The sequence below is a fragment of the Chryseobacterium sp. Leaf394 genome, from assembly GCF_001424105.1.
Taxonomy (GTDB): domain Bacteria; phylum Bacteroidota; class Bacteroidia; order Flavobacteriales; family Weeksellaceae; genus Chryseobacterium.
The window spans coordinates 18,059-44,338 of record NZ_LMQH01000006.1; the positions used below are offsets into that span (position 1 = coordinate 18,059).

The window sequence follows — 26,280 nt, forward strand, 5'->3', positions numbered from 1 at the left end:
AAACAACTGAAAATTAGTATTTTAAATATAAAAACCTAACAATTGTTCTGTATCAGTTAAGTAATTAAACAATTAAATTAACAATTAATTTTATCAATTTCTTTTGCGTATTGGAAAATAATATTAGTTTAGGAGCCAGGAATTTCTATGTCCAAAAAAAGTTACGCAATCGATTGCACACCGGAGAGCGTAATTTTTACATAGAAAATTTACCACTGAACGATATTAGTACTTGCTTTTTTCTTAAAAAAAACGACAACAGAAGAATACAGTAATTAAAATTTAAGGATATATAATGAATAAAAAAGTTCAACAGATAAAGTGGTTATATCTTTCCGCTTTTCTTTTGCCTATGCTCGCTATGGCGCAGGAAAAAGATAAGGAGAAAACTATCGACGAAGTAGTTTTGGTAGGTTATTCCAAAGTCTCTAAAAAAGATGTTACCAACGCTGTATCATCTGTAAAAGCTGAAGCTCTGAAAGATATGCCTGTAAACAGTGCTGCAGAAGCAATTCAGGGTAGACTGGCAGGGGTTCAGGTGCAGGCGAGTGAAGGCTCCCCGGGTGCAGAAGTGGATATCAAAGTAAGAGGTGGAACTTCTATTACAGGAAGTAATGCACCGCTTTACATTGTAGACGGTGTGCAGATGGATAATGCAATGTCTCTTTTGACTCCGAAAGAAATTGAATCAATCGAAGTTCTGAAAGATGCTTCATCTACATCAATCTACGGATCAAGAGGAGCAAATGGTGTAGTTTTGATTACTACGAAAAGTGGTAAAAAAAGAGCTACAACCTCAATTAATTACAACGGATTTACAGGTGTGAGAAAAATCATGAACACATTAGATGTTCTTGATCCTTATGAATTTGTAATGTATCAGTACGAATTGTACAACAAAAATGGCGTGGCAGCTGATGTTTTGGCTTTTGCAACCAGATATGGAACTTATAATGAGCTGTATAATAAATACAGCAACGTTAAAAGAAGAGATTGGCAGGATGAATTATTCGGTCGTGAAGCTTTTAATTTTACACATAACCTTACTGTAAATGGTGGTTCAGAAAAATCGGCTTTTGCTTTAACATTAAATCATGTGGACGAAGATGGGATCATGCTCAACTCTGGATTCAAGAGAAGTATGGTTAACTTTAAGTACGATTATGATATCAGCAAGAAATTAAAGTTTGGTTTTAATGCAAGATACAGCAGATCTTTAATAGATGGTGTAGGTACTTCAAGCACCGGTTCTCAGAGTAACAACAGATTAAGAAATGCCGTGAGATACCAGCCTTTCGAAGGAGGATCTAATATTCCTGTTGATGATTTTGACCCAGATTACGCAACCAATACTAACTTGGTTAATCCTTTAATTCTAAATCAGAACGAAGTTAGAACCAACCGCTCAAATGACTTATTATTAAACGGTTACATCAACTGGAACATTTCAAAAGACTTCACGTTCCGAAGTGTTATTGGTTATGTACAGAGAGATATTATCACCAATCAGTTTTGGGGTACGGTAACATCACAGGCAAGAGCTAATGCTGATATGCCGATTGTACAGCTAGACAGATCCCAATCGAGAAGAATTACCAATACAAATACCTTAAATTACACCAAAAAATTTGGCAGACATAAACTGGATGTTTTGCTGGGTCAGGAAATAATTCAGACTGACGGAGAAACGAGTAATACTTATGTAAAATGGTTTCCAAAGTCTATTCTTCCGCAAGAAGCATTTTCTAACATTGCTGCAGCAACACCACCGGCTGGTTTAATTCAGGATGCGGCAAGAACAGCAGCTTTGCCTCCTGACCGTTTAGCTTCATTTTTCGGACGTGTAAACTATATTTTTGATAATAAATATATTCTTACCGCGTCTGTAAGAGCTGATGGATCTAACGTTTTCATGAAAGGAAATCAGTGGGGATATTTCCCGGCAGCTTCATTGGCCTGGAAAGTTAACGAAGAGAAATTCTTAAAAGATGTTTCATGGCTTGAAGAATTGAAACTTCGTGTTGGTTACGGTCTTTCGGGTAACAACAGAATTACATCTTACCTTTGGGCTAATTTCTACAACATCGGTGCAAATAACGGATATGTTTTCGGAACTTCTGTAACTCCGGGAGCCGGAATCTCCACTACACAGGCAAACCCTAATGTGAAATGGGAAGCTACGGTATCTAAAAATGCGGGTATTGACTTCGGATTTTTCAACGGCAGATTATATGGTAGTGTAGACGGATATATTACCGACACAAAAGATCTGTTGGTTTTGGCTAAAGTTCCTTTCCCGGGATATGCTAACCAGTTCCAGAATTCAGGTAAAACTCAAAACAGAGGTTTAGAATTTACTTTGGGTGGAGCTATCGTCAACAAAGAAGATTTCACGTGGAAAACAGACATCAACCTTTCTGCAAACAAAAATAAAATTTTAAGTTTAGGAAGCGGTGTACGTCCAGGACAGGATTATTATCTTGTTCAATCTGGAGGTATCGGCGGATTTGACTTTATCGCAAAAGTGGGAAGCGCTGTAGGAACATATTACGGATATGTAACTGAAGGAAGATACGAAGTGAGCGATTTTGATTACAATGCCGCAACTCAGGTTTATACATTGAAAGCAGGTGTACCAAGTACAAGCGCAATCGCTTTGGGAGCAAGAGCTGTGCAGCCTGGAGATCTTAAATTAAAAGATTTAAATGGCGACGGACAGATTACTGATGCAGACAGACAGGAATTAGGAAGCGCCCAGCCGAAGTTTTTTGGAGGTTTTAACCAAACTTTCAGATACAAAAACTTTGATATGAGTTTGTTCTTCAACTTCTCTGTAGGAAACAAAGTGTACAATGCCAATAAGATAGAAAATACAACTCAATATCTTTACAGAGACAACAACATGGCTGCAGAAGTGGCAGACAGATGGAGATGGTTTGACAACAATGGGGTGAAAGTGAATGATCCTACTGCTTTGGCAGCATTAAACGCTAACACAACAATGTGGACACCTCCAAGTGGACAGTACATCTTACACTCTTACGGAATCGAAGACGGATCTTTCTTAAGATTAAATAACGTAACTTTAGGTTTCACATTACCTAAAGGTTCCCTTGAGGCAGTAGGTGTTAAAAACTTCAGACTGTATGCAACAGTAAACAACGTTTTCGTTCTTACGAAATACTCTGGATACGATCCTGAAGCAAGTACGAGAAGAAATCCTCTGACTCCGGGAGTTGATTATTCAGCTTACCCACGCAGCAGATTCTTTGTAACAGGTGTAGATATCACTTTCTAAAATTTATTATCATGAAAAAAACAAAATCAATATTATTTGCAAGTTGCCTCGTTGGAGCACTTTTCTTTACTAATTCCTGTAACGATTTCCTTGATCCGGAAAACCTTTCAAGTATATCTGAAGCGCAACAGTTTGACAGTACAGACGATACTTTTTCAGCATTAATTGGTGTGTATGCTCAATTAGGTGGTGATGATGGGTACGGACAGAGATTATCTCTCATTCTTCCTCAGTCTGGAGACGACTTCAGAACCTCAGGAAACTACAACTGTAACGACAGAAGAGGTGTTGCAACTTTCGGAGCTTGTGCAACCAATACAGAACTCAACAATCCGTTTGGGAAATTATATACAGGAATTGAGCGTGCTAACCTTGTTCTGAAAAATATTCCACTATCTCCTGTCATGCAGACAGGATCTGCACAGGAAAAAGCTCTAATGAACAGATACCTGGGTGAGGCACTAACGCTTAGAGCTCAGTATTATTACGAATTAATCAGAAACTGGGGCGACGTGCCATTTTATTTAGTACCTGCATCTGAATTACCTGAACAGAACCAGCCTAAGACAGACCGCGATATCATTTATGATCAAATGATTAACGATCTTGAAAAAGCAGCAACATTAGTTCCATGGAGGTCTGAAGGTGGTACAACGAGTAACAGGATTTCTAAAGGATTTGTAAAAGGTTTAAGAGCAAGGATTGCTTTGGCAAGAGCAGGATATTCTCTTAGAAGAAACCCGCAGATTATGGCTCAGGGGTCAAACCCTCAAAAATATTATCAGATTGCTTTAACTGAATGTAAAGACATCATGAATCATTCTGGCGAACATAGTCTCAACCCTAGCTATGAAAGTGTTTTCAGAGCTTTACATACCAATGCTCAGGATGCAACCAATGAAGTTATTTTTGCAGTGGGAGCATTTGGAGGTGGAGTAAGAACAGACTCTAAAATCGGATATTACAATGGCTTAAAGCATCACGATAATTCTGTATGGAAAGGTGGTGGAGGTATTAATGCACTTCCAACTTACTTCTACGAGTTTTCAAAATTTGACTTAAGAAGAGACATGAATGTTGGAATCTTTACCATTAACGCTGCAAATCAAGCGGAATTGGCTGCTTCCAATGCATGGACAGATTCTAAATACAGAAAATCATGGACAAGTATTACAGGTCCTTCTCAGACGTTAGCTGTTGACTGGCCTTTACTCCGTCTTTCAGATGTAATGCTGATGTTTGCTGAAGCAGACAACGAAATCAACGGAGCTCCTTCTCAGGAAGCAAAAAATGCTTTATTAGCAGTAAGAAACAGAGCTTACGCAGGAAATCTTGGTCAGGTAGGTGCAATTCCTTCTGATAAAGTAGGATTCTTCAACGCTGTTGTACAGGAAAGATTATTAGAATTAGGTTCAGAAGGAATCAGAAAATATGATTTGATCCGTTGGAATTTATTAGCAACTAAAATTGCTGAAACAAAAGCGAAACTTACAGCATTTATCAACGGCACAGGAGCTTATGCTAACGTACCTTTGAATATTTATTATAAAAATTCTGTTTACGATCCTACTAAAACGGCTCAGCAGAATATCGCTGCAATCGATGTGTATACTACAGGAACAGATAAAAGTGCGGTATTTTACCTTCCAAACCAGTCTGCCACTACTCCTGCAGGTTACAAATCTATTGCATGGAGATCAGGAATTACTGCTACCTATGTAGATAATCCAGCTTCAGGATACGCACAGTATTTCCAGGTTAACAAAAGAGAATTATTGCCTATTTATTTTGAATACATTCAGAATAACTACAATCTTACTCAGGATTATGGCTACTAGTAAAAATACACATTCATATTAAATTGATTTTAATACAGACTTTCTCCTTCACGGGAGCAAGTCTGTATTTTTCCTAAAGAAAAATTTTATGTCAGCGATTTTCAAAAATTTTCTCACAGCAATTTCAGCATTTGTAATTCTTCTAATTGTTTTTTCTTTCAAAACTTCCGACAGAACAATCGTGGTTTCGAAAGACGGAAAAGGAGATTTCAAAACCATTCAGGAAGCGGTAAATTCTGTTGAAAATAATACAAAGAACAGGACAAAAATTATCATTAAACCCGGAACTTACAGAGAAAAAATCACAGTAGATCCTGCAAAAAGTCCAATCACTCTGATTGGAGAAAATGCAGAAAATACTATTTTAGTTTACGGCGATCATGCGTCAAAGCAGAATGCTGAAGGTAAAAACATTGGGACCACAGGTTCATCAAGCATTTTTATTTTCTCTGATGATTTCTCAGCTAAAAATATTACGTTTCAAAACGATGCAGGACCAGTTGGACAGGCCGTTGCCGTTTTAACGACAGGCGACAGAATAGCTTTTGAAAACTGCAAATTCTTAGGATTTCAGGATACACTTTATACTAAAGGTGCTCAGGACAATCCGGATAAAACTAAAATTTCCAGAAACTATTTTAAAAACTGCTACATCGAAGGTACGACTGACTATATTTTCGGAGCCGGAACCGCCGTTTTTGAAAACTGTACTGTCTACTCTAAAAAAAATGCATCCTACGTTACAGCCGCCTCCACAATTGAAGGAAATGAGTTTGGATATGTATTTATTAACTGTAATTTAACAGGCGATGCCGACGCAAATTCTGTATATTTGGGTCGTCCGTGGAGACCATTTGCAAAGACAGTTTATATCAATTGTGCAATCGATTCCACAATAAAACCTGAAGGTTGGCACAACTGGTCTAAACCTGATGCAGAGAAGACTACTTTCTACGCAGAATACAATTCTAAAGGTTCAGGAGCTAACGCTGAGAAACGCGTTTCATGGTCACACCAACTGACAAAAGAACAAAGTAAAAAATATACTGCCAAAAATATTCTTTCCGGAAAAGACAACTGGAACTACAAAAAAGCCGCTCAATAATCTCAAAAAGTTTTCAATGAAATACGCTTTTTCTTCACTCTTCCTTTTGGGAATTTTATCTTCACAAAGCTGCACCAGTCAGGTAAAGACGTCAGCCAATTCCGAAACAGTGGTTTCAGGAAAGCTTATCAGTTTCCCCGGTGCTGAAGGTTTTGGAAGATTTACAACCGGCGGACGTGGTGGAAAGGTTTTATTCATTACTAAACTGACAGATGACGGTTCGGAAGGTACGTTAAGACACGCTTTAGAACAAAAAGGTCCGAGATATATTGTTTTCAGAACTGCAGGAACGATTTCCCTTGAATCCCCATTAAGAATAAAAGAAGGCGACGTTACGATTGCCGGACAAACCGCTCCCGGAGACGGAATTACCGTTGCCAACTACGAAACTTTTGTGGCAGCAGACAATGTGATTATCCGCTACATGCGTTTCAGAATGGGTGATAAGAAAAAGTATGAAGGTGATGCTTTAGGGGCAAGATTTATAAAAAATTTAATCGTTGATCACTGTTCGATGAGCTGGTCAACAGACGAAACGGTTTCAATCTACGTCAACGAAAATACGACGCTTCAGTGGTGTGTAATTACAGAAAGCCTTAGAAACTCTGCCCACCAAAAAGGCGCTCACGGCTATGGCGGAATTGCCGGTGGAAAATTCGCATCTTTTCATCATAATATCTACGCAAACCACGACAGCAGAAATCCAAGATTGGGAGAATATGCGGGAAGTAAATTTGCGCTGACCGATCTGACCGATTTCAGAAATAATGTCATTTACAACTGGGGTCACAATAATGTCTACGGAGGTGAAGGAATGAATGTAAATATGGTCAACAATTACTACAAACCGGGTCCTGCGACAATGACCAACAAGAGAATTGTAGCAATTGATAAAAATGAAAAAGAAGGAACTGAGGTTTACAATATCTGGGGGAAATATTACATCAGCGGAAATGTTGTGGAGGGAAGTCCGGAAGTTACCGCAGACAATTGGAATTTAGGCGTTTTTAATCAAATGAAACCTGCGTATAAGTTGACGGATGCTGATAAAAATTCAATTAAAATCAATCAGCCTCACGATATTCAGAATAACGTAAAAACTGATTCTCCTAAGGAGGCTTACGAAAAAATATTAAAAATCGGGGGCGCAAGTTTGGTGAGAGATGCTGTAGATTTACGTGTTTTGGAACATGTAAAAAAAGGAACGTTCTCTCACAAAGGTTCGCACGGAAGTGATAATGGAATCATCGATTCTCAGGAAGATGTAGGCGGATTTCCTGATTTAAAAGCCGGAAAAGCACCTCTTGATTCAGACAACGACGGAATGCCCGATGATTGGGAAATCAAAAATAATCTTGATCCGAAAACGGCCAATGCCAACGGAAAAGATTTAGATAAAAACTATGATAATATCGAGGTGTATATGAACGACCTCGTGAAAAAAATAACCGAAAATCAGTGGTAGTCACTGAACTTTCAGACTTGAAGGTTATCTAAAATAAAAAATAATGTCAGTACAGATAAAATCAAAACTATTCAAAATACTTCTGGCGGGAGCTGTCTTCGCAAGCGGTTCATCGTTCGCTCAGAAAAATGTGATTGAGAAAATCCGCAAAAACCCGAAAGCTCCTTTTTCCTACGCAGAATTATCAATAAAAGACGGCGGAAAATGGGAGGGCAACGAGTACATCGGCGGAACTTTCAAAAACATCAATGAGTTACAACTTCCGGCCGAACATACCGACCATTCTTACTACATCAGATACGAAGGAATCGGTTTGGAAAACAATCAGATCGGTTACAGATTATACCTTGACTGGAGAAATGCTACAGATATTTTCGGGAAAAAAGTGAATACTCTGGTGTTGCCGGATGTCGGACAGGATGGCTTTGAAACCTATCATCACGACGCACCCTGGGGACAGGATATTTTGAAATCAGGCCGTACCATCGGAGTCGGTTCTTACGGAAGATATGATGATCAGAATGATTTTGTAGAAACTTTTAAAACCTTAAAAAACACCACCGCAAAAGTTGTCAATGACAGCGATAAATCTTTCGCAACCATCGATTACAAAGGCTGGAAAACGTGGGGAAAGGCAGTTGACCTTCAGTCGAAGCTGACAATTTTCAACAGAGACCGTTTTGTGAAGGTTGATTTAAATTTAAATGAAACAGTTTCAGGATTATGTACCGGAATTGTCGCTTTTAAAGATATTCCCATGAAAGAGGCGGTCAGTAAAAACAAAAAATGGGGCTACATTGCAACATACGGAACGCAGACTTTGGCTAAAAAAGAAGATAATCTGGGAATGGTGATCTTCTACCCTATCGGAAATTTAGATAAAATTGTAAAAACCAAATCGACTCACGTTGTGGTTTTTAAAAAGACCAAAAATGTTTCGTATTACTTTATGGGAGCCTGGTCACAGGAACCGAACGGAATAAAAACTGAAGAAGAATTCTACAGAGATTTAGATAAAAAATTAGAAATTTTAGATAATAACAATCAACTTTAAAATTGACTTACAATGAGTTTTATTAATCAAAAATTAAAAATATACGCTGTTGCGGTTTTAGGTTCGGGAATGTTCCTTGCCTGTGCACAGACAAAAACAGCAACGGCTGCCAAAGCGACAACCCAAACTGCAAAATCAGGAAAAGTAGTTCCTACAAACCTGAAATGGTCTGAAAGAATGATGCTTTCTGAAATGCAGCGTTTCCCTGAAGCTTGGATGCTCGATTTCAGCAAAAGCCCGAAATGGACGTATCCATCAGCAATTGTGTTGGATGGAGCTGAGCAGCTTTACATCAAAACAGGTAAAAAAGAATACTACGACTACATCAGCGGTTTCGGCGAAACTTTGATCAAGGACGACGGTACAATCGTTACTTACGATCTTGACAAGTACAACATCGACATGCTGAACAGTGGAAACGTATTGCTTTATCTTTACGAAAAAGAGAAAAAAGACAAATACCTGAAGGCACTTCAAACGCTTCGTCTTCAAATCGACGGACAGCCAAGAACGAATGAAGGTTCTTTCTGGCACAAAAAAATCTATCCTTACCAGGTTTGGTTAGATGGTTTGTACATGGGAATGCCTTTCTACACGCATTATACGAAAGATTTTACAAAAGGTGCAGATGCAACGAAAGCTTACGATGATATTGTTATGCAGTTCGACTCAGTTCAGAAAAATCTTTTAGACAAAAAAACAGGATTGCTGTATCACGCCTGGGATGAGAGCAAAGAACAGGCATGGGCAGATAAACAAACCGGACTTTCACCAAATTTCTGGGGAAGAGCCATGGGTTGGTACGGAATGGCAATGGTAGACGTTTTGGATTATTTACCTAAGGATCATCCGGGAAGAGCGAGAATTATTTCTTACATTAAATCTTATTCTGACGCGGTTATCAAATATCAGGACAAAAAATCAGGGCTTTGGTATCAGGTTTTAGATAAGCCATTGGCAAACAAAAATTATGAAGAAGCGACTGCTTCAGCGATGTTTGTTTACACCATGATTAAATCTGTGAACAAAGGTTACCTGCCAAAATCATACAAAGCTGCCGCTAAAAAAGGCTATGACGGAATTATCAAAAATCTGATTACAGTTGATGAAAATGGCGTTGTAAATTTAAATAAATGTTGTGCTGTTGCCGGTCTGGGAGGAAAACCTTACAGAGACGGTTCTTACGAATATTACGTGAATGAAGAGATCCGTTCGAATGACGGAAAAGGAACGGGACCATTTATTTTGGCAAGTTTGGAATTTGAAAAATAATTTTTAAAACCATTAAACCATTAAGGAGATTTAAGAAGTTAAGATTTATTAAGGCTTAAATCTGAGATTTTATTAAGCTACTTGCTTAAAGCGAAGCTCAGCTTAATTTTTCTAAACTTCTTAATAAAAACTTAATGGTTAAAATATTATTTTAAAAACATAAAGCCTTTGCTAAGCAGAACGCTTTTGCGAACTAAAAGTATGCAGAGCAACTTTAAAAAAATCTTTGTCCCAAAATTTCGGGATTAAAAATCTAAACAGATCAAAAATCTGATTTTATGACAAACAAAATTTTAAATATACTTTCAATCACCGCATTTTCCATTGCATCAACATACTTGAATGCACAGGAAAAACCCTACGTTTCAGAAGTCTGGACTGCCGATCAGGGGAAAAACTTCAGAAACCCGATCTTATACGCAGATTATTCAGATCCAGACGTTACGCGCGTTGGCGATGATTATTATATGACCGCTTCAAGTTTCAACGAAGCTCCGGGATTGCCTATTCTCCATTCAAAAGATATGGTCAACTGGAAATTGGTCAACTATGCAATCCAGGATGTTTTACCGAAAGAGCATTTCTCCGTTCCGAGAAGAGGTGATGCAGTTTGGGCACCAAGTATCCGTTTCCACAAAGGGGAATTCTACATTTACTGGGGCGACCCGGATTTCGGAATTTATATGGTAAAAACCAAAGATCCTCTTGGAAAATGGGACGAACCCGTTTTGGTCATGGAAGGAAAAGGTTTAATCGATTCCTGCCCGTTCTGGGATGAAGACGGACAGGCCTATTTGGTTCATGGTTGGGCAGGAAGCCGAGCCGGTGTAAAAAGTATTTTATCTTTAAACAAAATGAATCCTGAAGGAACAAAAGTTTTGGATAAAGGCGTTCATATTTTCGACGGTCACGATGCTCATCCGACGGTTGAAGGTCCAAAAATGTATAAAAGAAACGGCTATTACTACGTTTTCGCTCCGGCGGGAGGTGTGGCTACAGGTTGGCAGTTGGTTTTAAGATCAAAAAATATCTACGGTCCTTACGAAGAGAAAATTGTTCTTGAGCAGGGCAAAACAAAAATAAACGGTCCGCATCAGGGAGCTTGGGTAGATACACCTTCCGGTGAAGACTGGTTCTACCATTTTCAGGACGTGGATGCAGGAGGAAGAATCGTGCATTTGCAGCCGATGAAATGGGAAAAAGACTGGCCTGTAATGGGAATCGACAACGATAAAAACGGAATTGGCGAACCGGTTTTAACGTATAAAAAACCAAACGTTGGGAAAACCTATCCAGTCGTAACTCCGGCTGAAACGGATGAGTTTGATGGTGAAAAATTAGGTTTGCAGTGGCAATGGAGTGCCAACGAAAACATCGTTTGGTCATCCAAACTTCCCGGACAGAAATTCCTGAGATTATTCTCCATGAAAATGGGCGAAAACGATAAAAACCTTTGGAATGTTCCGAATCTTTTGACTCAAAAATTTCCGGCTCCGAATTTTGTGGCGTCAACCAAAGTTAAATTGACACCCGAAGATGCTAAAGAAGGAAAAACTGCCGGTCTTTTGGTTATGGGAATGGATCACGCATCCCTTGTTATTACCAATAAAACCGATGGATATTATGTTCAGTTGAGAAAAGCTGAAAAGGCTGAAAAAGGTGGTGAGGAAAAAGTTTTATTTGAAACCAAATTAAAAGGAAACGAAGCGTATTTTAAAGTAAACGTCAGCGAACCGAATGGAATTTGCACGTTCAGCTACAGCGAAAATGGTAAAAATTTCATTAAAGTGGGCGAACCGTTTCAGGCAAAACCAGGAAAATGGATTGGTGCGAAAGTAGGGTTATATTCTGTAAGCACACAGAAAGCAAACCGTGGTGGGTACGCAGATTTTGAATATTTTAGAATAACAAAAAATTAGATATTTCCCACAAATCTCACGGATTTTCACAGATAAATTTTACAGAAAATTCTGTCTGATTTGCTGAGTCTGCGGGAGTAAAAAGGCTACGAAACCTAACGGGTTTTGAAAACCCGTTAGGTTTATGAAATCAAAGGTTTAAAAAATTTGTGCTTAATAATTTCAATAATGAACAAAACATTCAATCATATCTTTTTATTTTTAGTTGCCGCATTTCTTCTGTCGTCATGTCAGTCGCAAAATGCAGTTGCTAAAAATAAATCCGATAAAAAAGTCACCCGCATTTTCCTCGTCGGCGATTCTACAATGGCCGATTACACGGGAAATTATGAGCCTGGCAAAGATTACATGAAAGTTCGTTATCCTGTTACAGGATGGGGACAGGTTTTTCAGCCGTTTTTTGTGAAAGACAGTTTGAAAAGTTTAACCTCATTAAAAGATTCAGTAAAAATCATCGACCGTGCGCATGGCGGAAGAAGCACAAGAACATTTTTCCAGGAAGGAAGATGGAGATATGTCTATGAAAACTTAAAACCCGGCGATTACGTGATGATGCAGTTCGGTCACAACGACGGTTCAGAAAAACATACAGAACGTTACGTAAATATCGAAGGGTACAAAGAATTTTTAAGATTATTCGTTGCTCAAACCATTCAGAAAGGCGGCAAACCCATCATCATCACTCCGGTTGCAAGAAACTTTCCATGGAAAGATGGCAAACTGGAAAATATTCATGGAGAATATTGGCAGGCTCCAATCGATATTGCGAAGGAAATGAATGTTCCATATATCGATTTAAACAAAATATCCATGGATTTTTTCACCAAAAAAGGTCAGGATTATGCGAGCAGTCATTATTTTATGAATCTTCCTGAAGGCGTGTATGAAGCGTATCCTAAAGGCAATAAAGACAATACCCATTTTCAGCCGGAAGGAGCAAAAGTGGTCGCACAGATGGTGTTCACAGAATTTAAAAATATAATTAAAACTAAATAATAAAGAAATAATGAAGAAGTCATTCAAAATAATAGGTCTTGTCGCGGCAATGATGTTTTCGGGACAGTTCTACGCTCAGAATACAGATATTTATAAAGGAATTGAGTTTAAAATGCCTAAAGTGGCAGAAACTTCTTTCGCAGCAAATACCGTATCGATCAAAGATTTCGGTGGTGTTGCAGGGGGAAGTGTGAAAAATACAGAAGCTTTCAAAAAGGCAATCGACGCTTTGGTAAAAAAAGGTGGCGGTAAACTGGTGGTTCCAAGAGGGCTTTGGTTAACCGGACCCATCGTTTTGCAGAGCAACATCAACCTTCATGTAGAAGACGGTGCGATGATTATTTTCAGCACAGACAAGAGCGATTATCCTTTGGTAGACGTGAGTTTTGAAGGTTTAAATACCATCCGTTGCCAGTCTCCGATTTCTGCGAGAAATGCGAAAAATATTGCGATTACAGGAAAAGGTGTGATCGACGGAAGCGGTGATGCATGGAGAGCCGTGAAAAAATCGAAATTATCTGAAGTGGAATGGAAAAAATTCGTTGCATCAGGCGGAATCGTTTCTAAAGATGGAAAAACCTGGTACCCTTCAGAAAGCTATAAAAAAGGATTTGAAGGCAGCTCAAGTTTCAACGTTCCCGATAAAATCAACAAATCTGAACTGGAATCTGTGAAAGATTTCCTACGTCCGGTAATGGTGAGCATCGTAGGTTGCGATCAGGTACTTTTGGATGGCCCGACTTTCCAGAATTCTCCGGCATGGAACCTTCACCCACTCATGACTTCAAATTTAATTTTAAGAAATCTTACCGTTAGAAACCCTTGGTATTCTCAAAACGGTGACGGTGTAGATTTGGAATCATGTAAAAATGTTCTGATCTACGACAATACTTTCGACGTGGGTGATGATGCGATTTGTATTAAATCCGGGAAAAATGAAGACGGTAGAAAAAGAGGAATGCCTACTGAAAACGTAATCATCAAAAACAATATGGTGTATCACGGTCACGGTGGTTTCGTAATCGGAAGTGAAATGTCTGGTGGAGCAAGAAATATGCATGTTTCAGACTGTACGTTCATCGGAACAGACATCGGTCTGCGTTTCAAAACAACCCGTGGACGAGGTGGTGTAGTTGAAAATATTTATATCAAAAACATCGATATGATCAACATTCCGACGCAGACGATTGGTTTTAATATGTTCTACGAAGGTGCTTCTCCGGTTTTGGAGGACGGACAAAAAGCGGAAGGAAACAAAGCTCCGGAAAAAACATATCCGGTGACTGAGGAAACGCCTGTTTTCAGAAATATTTACTTTAAAAATATCACAGCAACGAATTCTGACGAAGCGATTACTTTATTTGGATTGGCAGAAATGAACCTTAAAAATATCGTGATTGAAGATTCTCAGTTCGAAACTAAAAAAGGACTAAGCATCGTAGACGCAGACGGAATTCAGCTGAAAAACGTAAAACTGAAATATTCAGAAGGAACTGGAGCTACGATCTATAACAGTAAAAACGTTGATCTTTCTTCCCTTCAGCTGGAATCAAGTCAAAAACCAACCATCAAAGTTTTAGGAGCAAAAACCACATCGGTAAAACTTCCAAAAGATGTAAAAGGTGAGCAGCTGAGCATCTCGAAAGAGATTGCGAAGAATGCGGTTAAATAATTTAAGATTTGACGTTTGAGATTTGAGATTCTGGATTCGGGTTTTTGAATTCAAGATTTAAAATTTAAGATTCAATATAGAAGAGAATTTTAATTTTTCAATTTCATGTATCTTAAATATTTTCAAAGTTAAAAAACTTCAAGTTTTCTAATGTGTCAACAGATTTTTGGTGAAATTGAAACACAAGCTTTTTTGAACTTGTATTTTCAAAGTTTTAAACTTAAAAATTGCGAGAATCTTTTGTGACTTTTGTGGTTAAACTAAAAAGTTGCGGTTGAACAAAACCAAATTAATTTAAAAATGAGTTTTCACAAACTATATTTTCTTTTTGTTTTTTTTGTAGGAGCAACAGCATTCGGTCAGACAAAGCCGAATGCTACTCCTTACACAAACGAAGCAACATACGAAAAACTTAAAAAGAAACATCCGTTCATCACGCCTTTGAACAGACCGGTTCCGCCCAACATCGGGATCGATAAAGATATAGAATATGCCAACATTAACGGACTTTCCCTGAAAGCCGACATCTACTACCCTCTTGATAAATTCAATAAACATCCTGCAATCGCAATGGTTCATGGTGGTGGCTGGATTTCAGGAAGCAAGGAAAATGAAAAATACATGGCTCAGGAATTGGCCGCAAAAGGATATGTTGCTATTGCAGTCGGTTACCGATTGAGCGAAGTTGCAAAATATCCCGCAGCGATTGATGATGTAAACAATGCCATTGAATATTTAAAGAAAAACAAAAAGAAATATTCTGTAGACACCAAAAAGGTCGCAATTTTAGGCGAATCAGCGGGTGCCCAGATTGCGACTTTGGTTGGAGTAAAATCTAAGGGAAAGATAAAAGCGATTGTGAATGTAGATGGTGTCGTTTCATTTATTCATGAAGAATCGGGTAAAGAAGGAACTTACGATGCTTTTTGGTTGGGTTACGCTCACAAAGATAATCCTGAAATCTGGAAAGATGCTTCCCCATTGGAATTCGTGGATAAAAAAACACCTCCTACTCTATTTATCAATTCTTCGCAACCCCGTTTTCACGCTGGAAGAGATGATATGATGAAAAAACTGAAAAGCTACGGAACTTTCACAGAATTTCACGAAATCAAAGACACTCCACACTCCTTCTGGTCTGCCGAACCTTGGTTTACAGAAACTTTAAATCTGACGCTGGAGTTTTTAGATAAAACTTTGAAATAGATTTAGGTTAAGGTTAAGGTTAAGGTTAAGGCAAAATTAAAACGCAAAGATTTAATCTAGTGATAATATAATTTTAAGGAGCAAAAAATAATCAATAAATTGATTGTAAGCTCACGGTTATTTTCAAGCTTAAGCGACTTCTTCGCATCCTTTGCTCTTTAAAAATTACTTATAATAAATTAAAACTTTGCGTTAAAAAACATACATTTAAAATAATTTTTCAATGAAAAAAATATTTTTAATACTCTTCGTTTCTATCACCAATTTTTTATTGGCCGGAACTGATCCTTACATCACAGTGACCGTTGCAAAAGATGGCAGCGGACAATTCACTTCTATTCAAAAAGCAATTACATCGATCCGAGATTTAGGTCCTGGTGAAGCTTTGGTTAAAATAAAAGCTGGAACGTACAATGAGAAGATCGTCATCCCATCTTCAAAACATAAAATCACTTTACAGGGCGACAGCAAAGAAAATACGATTATCTCCAATGATGATTATTCAGGAAAACTGGATGCTTTGAATGAGAAAATGACGACTTTCAATTCATACACTTTGTTGGTGATGTCAGATGATGTTAAAATTTCAAATCTGACTATAAAAAATGCTTCATGCAATCAGGGACAAGCCGTTGCGCTTCATGTGGAAGGTGACCGTTTTATAATTAAAAATTCCAATATTTTGGGATGTCAGGACACTGTTTATACCGGTGGAAATCACAGCAGACAATACTATGAAAATTGTTTCATTGAAGGAACTACCGACTTTATTTTCGGTTCGGCAACCGTGGTTTTCAAAAACTGTACGATAAAAAGTTTAGCCAATTCTTATATTACGGCGGCATCAACTGATCAGTCTAAAAGTTTTGGACATGTATTTTTTGACTGTAAATTAATTGCCAAAGAAGGCATCAACAAAGTATTTTTGGGAAGACCGTGGAGATCTTACGCAAGAACCGTTTTCATCAATACCGAAATGGGCAACCACATCCTTCCTGAAGGCTGGAACCCGTGGAAAGGCGACAAAATGTTCCCGGACAAAGACAAAACTGCCTACTACGCAGAATACAAAAGCAAAGGCGAAGGCGGAAAAACCGAAAACCGTGTAGCCTGGTCGCATCAGCTGACAAAAAAAGAAGCAAAAAAATACACGATCAAAAACATTTTCGGAGACTGGAATCCGGATATGAGTAATAAGTAATTGGTAATGAGCAATCTCAAAGCCATTTAAATATAACAGTTAGTATTAGCGATGTCATGCTGAGCCTGTCGAAGCATTTCACAATAATAAAACCATAGAATGAAAAGTTATTTTACCGCAAAAGAAACAAAAGACGTTTGAGAATGATAGATAATCAAAAGTTTGCAAAATGAAACTTTTACATTTTGTAAACTTTTGACAGTCTTATTTTTAATTATTTCTTTTGACTCTTTTGCGGTTTAAAATTTTTCACATTAAATAAAAATTTTAAAAATGAAAAAAATACTTTTAGTCCTAAGCATCATAATTTCAGCATTATCGACAGCTCAGAAAAAACCAACCTTATTTTTAATTGGCGACTCCACGATGTCTAATAAAGACAATCCCGAAAAAAATCCGGAACACGGTTGGGGACAGGTTTTAGGACAATTTTTAACTCCAAATATTGAGCTTCAAAATCATGCAATGAATGGCAGAAGCTCAAAAAGTTTCAGAACAGAAGGCCGCTGGGACAAAGTTGAAAAGCAATTGAAAAAAGGTGATTTCGTGATTATTCAGTTCGGTCATAATGATCAGAAACTGAAAGATTCAACGAAATTTACCAATCCACATACTCAGTACAGAGCCAATTTGGAAAGGTATGTGAATGAAACCCGTGCAAAAGGTGCAACGCCCATTCTGATGACTTCAATTACCAGAAGAAACTTCAACGAAAATGGGGTTTTAATTGATACGCACACCGATTATCCTTTGGTGGTAAGAATGGTGGCGAATGATATGAAAGTCGCGTTTGTAGACATGCAGTTACTGACCGAACAGATGGAAATCGCTGCAGGTCCGGAAAAGTCAAAATTATTGCACCTTCATTTCAAGGCAGGTGAAAATGCATATTACGACAAAGATAAAGCGGATGATACGCATTTATCAAAACTGGGAGCAGAAACGGTTGCCAAACTGGCTACAAAGTCTTTAAAAAACTTAAAGACAGGTCTGGAGAAATATATTAAATAATATCCCACAGATCGCACAGATTTTCACAGATTGATTTGTAGAAAATAATCTGCTCAATCTGCAAAGTCTGTGAGAGAAATCAACACTCAGTTTGTCATCCAGAGCGAAACGGAGTGTAGCGTGGAATCACAGAAGATTCAAATGTATAGATTCCTACGGAATGACAAAGTTTATGTTTAAGTAATTACAAAAATTCAAAAATCACAATATGAATTTCAAAAAAGAACCATTTTTCGATGGCAATACCGAATGGGAAGATTTGGGAGCCGGTGTTTCCAGACAGTTTGTGGGATACAACTCTCAGGTCATGATGGTCATCGTTAAATTTGAAAAAGATGCTATTGGAGCTGTACATCAGCATTTTCATTCTCAAATCACGTATGTGGCTGAAGGAAAGTTTGAAGTAAGCGTAGACGGCGAAACCAAAATCCTGCAGAAAGGTGACGGATTTTTTGCACAACCCAATATTTTCCATGGTGTAAAATGTCTGGAAGCTGGTCAGTTGATAGATGCATTTACACCGTTTAGAGAGGATTTTCTGAAAGATTAAATTTTATAAAATTAAACCTCATAGGTTTCGAAAACCTATGAGGTTTCTTATTTAACGCCAATGAAAAAAGTATTTTTTTTAATCATTATTTTCCTTTTCACTCAGTTTTCCGCACAGGAAAAAATATCGTTTTGGCCTAAAGGTGAAATGCCCAATTCAAAAATTTTAGCATCAAAGACCAAAAAGAAAAAAGAACTGGCAGAACTGAAAGAAGCTGAACTTTTTGCATTTTTGCCTCCCGTGAAGGAGAGAAATCAGAAGTCCGTCATCATCATTCCCGGCGGTGGATATTCAAAACTGACTTATGATGAAGGTGCTTTTCAAATTGCAAAATGGATGAACACTTTGGGGATTTCGGCTTTTGTTTTAAATTACAGACTACCTACTTCACCCGATTTAATTCAAAAAGAAATTGCGCCTTTGCAGGATCTTCAGGCTGCCATCAAATACATCAGAAAAAATTCAAATCAGTGGGGAATTTCTCCCGATCAGGTGGGCGTTGTCGGAACCTCAGCAGGCGGACATTTGGCGACAATGGCCAGCAATATTTCTAAAGATTACACAGAATTAAAAGGCGATTGGGAAAGCATTTCTACCATTCCGAATTTTGCCATTCTTTTTTGTCCGGTCATTGATCTGGGCGAATATGCTCACAAAGGAAGCCGCAACAGTTTGCTGGGCGAAAACGTTTCTCCAGAGAAAATTGCGGAATTTTCCATGCAGAATGTGGTAACCGATAAAACACCGCCAACGATTTTGTTTCACAATCAGGATGATACGGCCGTTCCGCCGATGAACAGCATTTTGTATTTCAAGGCGATGACGAAAAATAAAGTGAAAGGTGCCATGTTTATTTTCCCGAAAGGTGGCCACCGGTTTTTTGTAACCGATAAAGACCCGATCAATGAAAACTGGAAAAAACTGTGTGCAGACTGGCTTTTGAGTATTGGTAATAAGTAGTGAGTAATTTAAAAATAGATTTATGAGAAGTTGATTTGGGCAGCTATTCCGCCTTCCACTCCCGCTTTTTTGTTCGTCGTTCCTCCTCGCAAAAAGAGCTCCGTTCAAGTCGGGCTGCAGATTTGTCATCAAAACAAAATTTGTCTTTAACCGACAATAATTCAGATTAAAAAAAACGAATGTCCACAACTTGTCATCATGAAGAACACTGTATTTCTTTGTTAAGCTTACGCCTTTGTGTAACTTAAGAAACGGTCATCATTTTAAATTCTTTGTTTGGCTTTGCGTTAAATTAAAGATTATAATCAATTGCGGATTTTTAAAAAAATAACAATGAAAAACTTCATCCTTATCTTCAGCATTTTTATTGGAATTCAAATTTCTGCCCAGCAAAAAATAACCGTCTGGCCGAAAGGTGAAATGCCTAATTCCAAAGGTTTAAAATTAAACATCATTGAAGAAAAAGAAGGCCGGATTACCCAAATTCAGGAAGCTGAGCTGTTCGCTTTTCTTCCCGCCAAAGAGGAAAGAAAAAAAATGGCCATCATCGTCATTCCAGGTGGTGGTTACAAACATTTGACCTATGATTTAGGAGGATATTCTTATGCAAAATGGCTCAACACTTTAGGAATTTCAGCATTTGTTTTAAACTACCGTTTACCGACTTCTCCTGATTTAAAGCAGAGAGAAATCGGACCTTTGCAGGATATTCAGGCTGCAATAAAATTGATCAGAAAAAATGCAGCTCATTATGGAATTGCACCTGACCAGATCGGAGTTTTGGGAACTTCAGCAGGAGGCCATCTGGCAGCAATGGTAAGCAATATCTCAACCGATTATACTGAATTGAAAGGAGATTGGACAAGCATTTCAACCGTTCCCAACTTTGCAATTTTGGTTTCGCCCGTCATCGATTTAGGCGAATTTGCTCACAAAGGAAGTCGCGACAATCTTTTAGGAGAAAATGCTACCGATGAAAAGATTAAAGAATATTCTATGCAGAATCGCGTGAGTGAAAAAACTCCGCCGACCATTTTATTTCATGCTCAAAATGACAATGCCGTACCCGTTATCAACTCAATTTTATACTACGAGGCAATGATTAAAAATAAAGTAAAAGGAGCCATGTTCATCTTTCCGGAAGGTGAGCATAACATCGGAATTTCCAATAAAACTGAACTGACGGATAACTGGAAGAAAATTTGCGCGGACTGGTTGGGGAATATGGGTAATAAGTGATGGGTAATGAGTAATATTTAAAACGTAGATTTAGATTATAAACATTCTATTTTAAGAATAGAGATTACGATAAATCGCTGATGAAGATTGACAATGTATCAGGATAGTTTATCATACTTAAAATAGATATTCGCCAGTTTTTTTTCAGCGCGTTTGTCATTCCGTAGGAATCTCAACATGCAGGAATAAAACAGTTTAGATTCCTACGGAATGACAAAGTAACCGCTGAGTTTTTACCTACTGAGAAAAACATCTGCATTTAAATTTTAAAATTTATTTCACTAAAACATCTTTAAAATGCTAAAACTGATTCAACATAAAATAATCTTACTGGCTTGCGGAACGTTGATCTCTGTCTCAACTTTTGCTCAGCAAAATTTAAAATTAACTTACAGCAAACCCGCAGAAAACTGGAACGAAGCTTTACCCATCGGTAACGGAAAGTTAGGTGCAATGGTTTTCGGTGGTGCAGTGCAGGAGCATCTTCAGTTGAATGAAGAAACCATCTGGGCAGGAGAACCTGGAAATAATGTTCCGAAAAACACATTCGACAGCATTCAGAAAGTCCGTCGTTTGATCAATGAAAGTCAGTTTGAAAAAGCACAGGATTTAACCAACAAAACCTATCCGAGACAGGCGCCGAAAGATTTGAATTACGGAATGCCGTACCAGACGATGGGTGATTTGTATCTGGATTTTAAAGGCCATGAGAATTTTACGAATTACCAACGGACTTTAGATATTGAAAAAGCAATCAGCACAGTTTCTTACGAAGTAAACGGCGTAACTTTTAAACGTGAAACCCTCTCTTCTTTTGCCGATAACGTGATCATGATTAAACTGACTTCCAGCAAAAAAGGAAGTTTAAATTTCAATATCAACGCCTCTACTCCACACAAAATCAATTCAATTTTCATCGAGAAAAATCAATTGGTCATCAATGGAACGAGTGGTTCGGTAGACAATAAGATCGGGAAAATTAATTTTAAAACCGTCGCATTTCCTGTTTTAAAAGGTGGCAAACTGACCTCAACAAAAGATCAGCTGCAGATCTCAGGAGCCGATGAAGTGGTCATTTATGTTTCAATTGCAACCAATTTTAAAAAATACAATGATCTTTCCGGAAATCCTGATGTGAGAGTTTCAGAATATTTAAGTAAAGCTCTAAGTAAAAAATATGATACTGAGTTAAAGGCTCATATCTCCAACTATCAAAAATATTTTAAACGGGTAAGTCTAGATTTAGGAAAAACGGAACATTCAAATAAAACAACGGATATCAGAATTCAAGAATTTGGAAATTCACAGGATCCGGATTTGGTAGCTTTGTATTTTCAGTTTGGCCGTTACCTTTTGATTTCCTCATCGCAACAGGGAACACAGCCCGCCAATCTTCAGGGAATCTGGAATTATCAGCTGAATCCTGCCTGGGACAGCAAATACACGGTCAACATCAATACCGAAATGAATTACTGGCCGGCAGAAAATACCAACCTCAGCGAAATGCATGAGCCTCTGTTTGATATGATTCAGGATCTGTCGGTTACCGGACAGGAATCTGCCAAAGAAATGTACAAAGCAAGAGGCTGGAACATGCATCACAACACCGATCTGTGGCGAATCACGGGAATCGTGGACGGCGGTTTCTACGGAATGTGGCCGATGGGCGGAGCGTGGCTTACCCAACACGTCTGGAATCACTACCTGTACACCGGAGACAAAGAATTTCTAAAGAAAAATTATGAAGCTTTAAAGGGTTGCGCTTTGTTTTATTTAGACGTCCTCCAACAGGATCCTTCAAAAAAATATCTGGTGGTTTCCCCATCGATGTCGCCGGAAAATAAATATTTTAAAAATGTAAGCATCACTGCGGGAACCACGATGGATAATCAGTTGGTTTTTGATGTGTTTAATAATTTTATCAATGCTTCAAAAATTTTAAATCAGGATAAAAATCTTTTGGATGAAGTGAAATCGGCTTTGTCAAAACTTCCGCCCATGCAGATCGGGCAACACGGTCAGTTGCAGGAATGGCTGACTGATATGGACAGAACTGATGACAAACACAGACATATTTCTCATTTGTACGGACTGTTTCCGTCGGGACAGATCTCACCGTTGAGAAATGTTGAGCTGGCTGAGGCTGCAAAAAACTCAATGATCTACCGTGGCGACAAATCCACTGGCTGGTCGATGGGCTGGAAAGTGAACTGGTGGGCAAGATTACTAGACGGAAACCGTGCTTTTAAATTGATTTCAGATCAGTTAACTCCTGCTCCGATGGAAAATAAAGGCCAGTCCGGAGGAACCTATCCGAATCTATTGGATGCACATCCGCCATTTCAAATCGATGGTAATTTTGGCTGCACTTCGGGAATTGCAGAAATGCTGTTGCAAAGTTATGATGGATACATTTATCTGTTGCCTGCACTCCCCGATGCTTTGCCAAACGGTTCTGTAAAAGGTTTGAAAGCCAGAGGTGGTTTTGAAATCGATATGGAATGGAAAAATTCTAAGCTAACGAAATTAGTTGTAAAATCCAGTTTAGGCGGAAATGCAAGAATCAGAGTGGCGAAAAATTTAAATTTAAAATCTAAAACCACTTTCATTTCAGCAAAAGGAACTAATAATAACGAATATTATCAGGTGGATGTAATTAAAACGCCCTTAAAATCAGCTAAAGCTGAACCGAAAGGTTTTGCAGTTCCGGAAACAGAAACGTTTGATTTTAAAACTGAAAAAGGCGGAGTTTATAGTTTTGAAGTGAAGTAGATTCGCACAGATTTCGCGGATTTTCACAGATATTTACGCAAAAGATCTGTGAAAATCTATGGAATCAGTGCAGGATTCAGACAAAATTTCTTTCAAATAAAATTTAATTTGAATTATGATAAAAACTATTTATTTTTTACTGATAATTTTTGGCATCACAAGCTTAAAAGCTCAAAAATCTTCGGATTTAAAACCAAGAATCCTGATCAGTACAGACATTGGCGGAACTGATCCCGATGACAATCAGTCGATGATTCATTTGCTGATGTATGCGGATAAATTTAATATTGAAGGGTTGGTTTCTTCGCCGTCTTTCGGAAACGGAAGCAAAGATGAAATTTTAAAAATGATTGGTCTGTACGAGAAAGATCTTCCAAAACTAAAAAAACACAGTTCAGGTTTCCCTACACCAAAATATCTGCGCTCCGTTTCTAAACAGGGATTGCGTGGAAATGCGCCTTACGAAGGATATTTAAAACCTACCGAAGGTTCAGAATGGATTATCAAATCTGCCAGAAAAAAATCAGCTCAGCCGCTTTGGGTTTTGGTTTGGGGCGGATTGGAAGATGTCGCTCAGGCTTTGCACGATGCACCCGATATTCAGAATAAGATTAAAATCTACTGGATTGGCGGACCCAACAAAAAATGGAGTGCCAATTCCTATTCTTACATCGCAAAGAACTTTCCTGATCTTTGGTTTATTGAAGCTAATTCGACGTATTATGCTTTTTTCTCAAAAAATGATGATCCTAAGATTCTGAAAAGCACTGATTATTATGACCAATACATCAAAGGTTGTGGAGCGATGGGGAAAGATTTCAAAAATTATTATAAAGGCGAGATCAAAATGGGCGACAGTCCTACCCTCTTTTACCTGATGCATGGCAACCCCAATGATCCTACCGGAGAAAGCTGGGGCGGAAGTTTTGAAAAAATCAACCGAAGTGCGCAGGTTATCGTTGACGGAGCCAAAGGAAGTTCTGAGGACATCGCTTTTTGTTCGTTAATAGAGTTTCGTTTTAAAGGTCCGGTTTTAAATGAAAATACTGTCGCGGCACCTTTTCATATGGAAACGATGCACAAAAAAGATGTTCAGAAATGGTCGGGTTCTTATCTTGGTGACGGAAACTATGCTTTGAAATATGTCCCGAAAGGTGCAGAAGTTTTGAGTTACAAATTTGTCTCAGAAATTCCTGAACTGAACGGTCATGAAGGAAAATTGAATATTGTCAATCTTTGGCCGGGAAAGGAAAATCCTACCGATATTCCATTAGGAAATACGTGGTTTTCTGATCAGTCTGATCCGAAACTGTATGAAGGGAAATTTCAGGGCGGGAAAACGATCTCAAAATGGAAAAATGATATTCTTCTGGATTGGGCGAAACGTTGGGAGTGGCTGAAGTAGTCTGCCACGAATGCGCGAATTTTTGATACTTGAATTTTTGTGGATTTTAGCGAAATGATTTTCCCACGGATTTTACATATCTTCACAGATGGTTGCGCAAAAAAATCTGTGTAAATCTGCGGAGTCTGTGGGGAATTAAATATTTTATTTCTCTTCCCTTTTGAACTTTTATTTAATGTCAAAATTTGCTATCGACAATTACATAAAAAATCCTGACGCATATTTGCTTCAGGATTTTTATTTCTATCAAACCTCATAGGTTTTGAAAACCTATGAGGTTTACTTTGATCTATTGCGTCAATTTATTTCGCTTCAGCCATTTTGGAAACTCATTTTCAATCAGTTTTGTTCCCGCTTCATTGTACCAGCTGTAGCCCATTCTGCGCTCTTCTGAAACCTCTTCATAATTGAATTTTACACTTCCATCACGGTCTCCGAAAACCGGTTTATTGGTTGGAATATCATAAAATCTTGCCCATACTGCCGAACCTTCTTTCTTGCTCAACGTACGGATGGCCTTATCACTTTCTCTCGAAACATTGTAGGTATAACCGTCAATTTTGCTTTCTTTAAACCACTGAACAGCTGATCTGATTGACTTCTCAATTTCGGGCGTTACAGGCTGCAACATCAGAAATTTCACAATGTTCACCGATTCTCCTGTGGCCAGTGACATCGGTTCAAAAGCTCTGGCTTTTTCAGGAACTAAAGTAACTTCATTATACTGATCTGCCCAGATGGATAATTTTCCATTTTGCAGAACCTGAGTTTTCAAAACGCATGCAATTCCTTTTTGTAAAGCCACTTTCGACTTTTCTTTCAACTGAGAACTCACCGCATCAAAGCCTTCTTTTCCTTCAGAAATATTGTACAGAATCGTCAATACATTAATCATCGCATTGTCGTTGTAGGTCACCTGCTTCCTATAAATCGCAGAGTTCGGGAAGTACTGCGGGAAACCTCCATTTTCGTACTGCATCGAAAGCAAATATTCAATTCCTTTTTCTGCTGATTTCAGATATGCGGGATTTTTTGTGGTGCTGTATGCGTTAATCAAACCGTTAATCTCTTTCGAGGTCGCGTTGTTATCAATTGTTGCAAGATTGTTGTCTCCGGCTTTAATGATTTTTAAAAGTTTAGGATCAATCTTTTTCTTATAATCCACCTCTTTTTTATTGCTCATATGTTTTCCCCAACCACCGTTCGGAAGCTGATAGACCATCATTTTTTCGGCCAAAGTATCTTTTACCTGAGCAGAAAATGTGGCTGTTATTAAACAGAATGATGCTATTTTGAATTTTAAATTCATTATTATTT

The 26,280-nt window shown here is 38.2% G+C and carries 18 protein-coding genes; 17 read left to right on the forward strand and 1 reads right to left on the reverse strand.

Going from position 1 to position 26,280, the window contains the following annotated elements:
• Nucleotides 1-295 precede the first annotated feature (295 nt).
• From ASG21_RS02360 to ASG21_RS02440, 17 genes are all read left to right on the forward strand, one after another.
• Nucleotides 296-3,298 (forward strand): TonB-dependent receptor, encoded by a 3,003-nt coding sequence (locus ASG21_RS02360; RefSeq protein ID WP_056075321.1) that lies wholly within the window; start codon nucleotides 296-298, stop codon nucleotides 3,296-3,298.
• A gap of 11 nt (nucleotides 3,299-3,309) precedes the next feature.
• Entirely contained in the window at nucleotides 3,310-5,136 is a 1,827-nt protein-coding gene (locus ASG21_RS02365) for a RagB/SusD family nutrient uptake outer membrane protein (protein ID WP_056075324.1), read from the forward strand.
• A gap of 88 nt (nucleotides 5,137-5,224) precedes the next feature.
• Nucleotides 5,225-6,241 (forward strand): pectinesterase family protein, encoded by a 1,017-nt coding sequence (locus ASG21_RS02370; RefSeq protein ID WP_056075327.1) that lies wholly within the window; start codon nucleotides 5,225-5,227, stop codon nucleotides 6,239-6,241.
• A 16-nt stretch (nucleotides 6,242-6,257) separates the two neighbouring features.
• Entirely contained in the window at nucleotides 6,258-7,706 is a 1,449-nt protein-coding gene (locus ASG21_RS02375; protein ID WP_056075330.1) for a hypothetical protein, read from the forward strand.
• 43 nt (nucleotides 7,707-7,749) lie between these two features.
• A complete protein-coding gene (locus ASG21_RS02380; protein WP_241773437.1) occupies nucleotides 7,750-8,760 on the forward strand; it encodes a DUF4861 family protein in 1,011 nt (336 codons plus the stop codon).
• 12 nt (nucleotides 8,761-8,772) lie between these two features.
• Nucleotides 8,773-10,032: a glycoside hydrolase family 88 protein gene (locus ASG21_RS02385; RefSeq protein ID WP_056075333.1), complete on the forward strand. Its 1,260-nt coding sequence runs from the start codon at nucleotides 8,773-8,775 to the stop codon at nucleotides 10,030-10,032.
• Nucleotides 10,033-10,310: 278 nt separating this feature from the next.
• Nucleotides 10,311-11,951: a glycoside hydrolase 43 family protein gene (locus ASG21_RS02390; RefSeq protein WP_056075336.1), complete on the forward strand. Its 1,641-nt coding sequence runs from the start codon at nucleotides 10,311-10,313 to the stop codon at nucleotides 11,949-11,951.
• A gap of 168 nt (nucleotides 11,952-12,119) precedes the next feature.
• Nucleotides 12,120-12,947: a rhamnogalacturonan acetylesterase gene (locus tag ASG21_RS02395; protein WP_056075340.1), complete on the forward strand. Its 828-nt coding sequence runs from the start codon at nucleotides 12,120-12,122 to the stop codon at nucleotides 12,945-12,947.
• 10 nt (nucleotides 12,948-12,957) lie between these two features.
• A complete protein-coding gene (locus tag ASG21_RS02400; protein ID WP_056075342.1) occupies nucleotides 12,958-14,619 on the forward strand; it encodes a glycoside hydrolase family 28 protein in 1,662 nt (553 codons plus the stop codon).
• 300 nt (nucleotides 14,620-14,919) lie between these two features.
• Nucleotides 14,920-15,825: an alpha/beta hydrolase gene (locus ASG21_RS02405; protein WP_082482336.1), complete on the forward strand. Its 906-nt coding sequence runs from the start codon at nucleotides 14,920-14,922 to the stop codon at nucleotides 15,823-15,825.
• A gap of 223 nt (nucleotides 15,826-16,048) precedes the next feature.
• Nucleotides 16,049-17,026 (forward strand): pectinesterase family protein, encoded by a 978-nt coding sequence (locus tag ASG21_RS02410; RefSeq protein WP_056075345.1) that lies wholly within the window; start codon nucleotides 16,049-16,051, stop codon nucleotides 17,024-17,026.
• 273 nt (nucleotides 17,027-17,299) lie between these two features.
• The gene (locus ASG21_RS02415; RefSeq protein ID WP_056075348.1) at nucleotides 17,300-18,037 is read left to right on the forward strand and encodes a rhamnogalacturonan acetylesterase; all 738 of its coding nucleotides are present in this window, start codon (nucleotides 17,300-17,302) and stop codon (nucleotides 18,035-18,037) included.
• Nucleotides 18,038-18,245: 208 nt separating this feature from the next.
• Nucleotides 18,246-18,587 (forward strand): cupin domain-containing protein, encoded by a 342-nt coding sequence (locus ASG21_RS02420; protein WP_056075351.1) that lies wholly within the window; start codon nucleotides 18,246-18,248, stop codon nucleotides 18,585-18,587.
• Between the two features lie 60 nt (nucleotides 18,588-18,647).
• Complete coding sequence (locus ASG21_RS02425) at nucleotides 18,648-19,547, forward strand: alpha/beta hydrolase (protein ID WP_056075354.1); 900 nt, start codon at nucleotides 18,648-18,650, stop codon at nucleotides 19,545-19,547.
• 333 nt (nucleotides 19,548-19,880) lie between these two features.
• Nucleotides 19,881-20,786 carry an alpha/beta hydrolase gene (locus ASG21_RS02430; protein ID WP_056075357.1) on the forward strand — a complete coding sequence of 302 codons (906 nt, stop codon included), beginning with the start codon at nucleotides 19,881-19,883 and terminating at the stop codon, nucleotides 20,784-20,786.
• Nucleotides 20,787-21,083: 297 nt separating this feature from the next.
• Complete coding sequence (locus ASG21_RS02435) at nucleotides 21,084-23,558, forward strand: glycoside hydrolase family 95 protein (RefSeq protein ID WP_056075362.1); 2,475 nt, start codon at nucleotides 21,084-21,086, stop codon at nucleotides 23,556-23,558.
• 115 nt (nucleotides 23,559-23,673) lie between these two features.
• Entirely contained in the window at nucleotides 23,674-24,963 is a 1,290-nt protein-coding gene (locus ASG21_RS02440) for a DUF1593 domain-containing protein (RefSeq protein WP_056075365.1), read from the forward strand.
• A 289-nt stretch (nucleotides 24,964-25,252) separates the two neighbouring features.
• Here the strand turns inward: ASG21_RS02440 and pelA are convergent, their stop codons facing one another.
• Nucleotides 25,253-26,272: a pectate lyase gene (gene pelA, locus ASG21_RS02445; protein WP_128414199.1), complete on the reverse strand. Its 1,020-nt coding sequence runs from the start codon at nucleotides 26,270-26,272 to the stop codon at nucleotides 25,253-25,255.
• Between the last annotated feature and the right edge of the window lie 8 nt (nucleotides 26,273-26,280).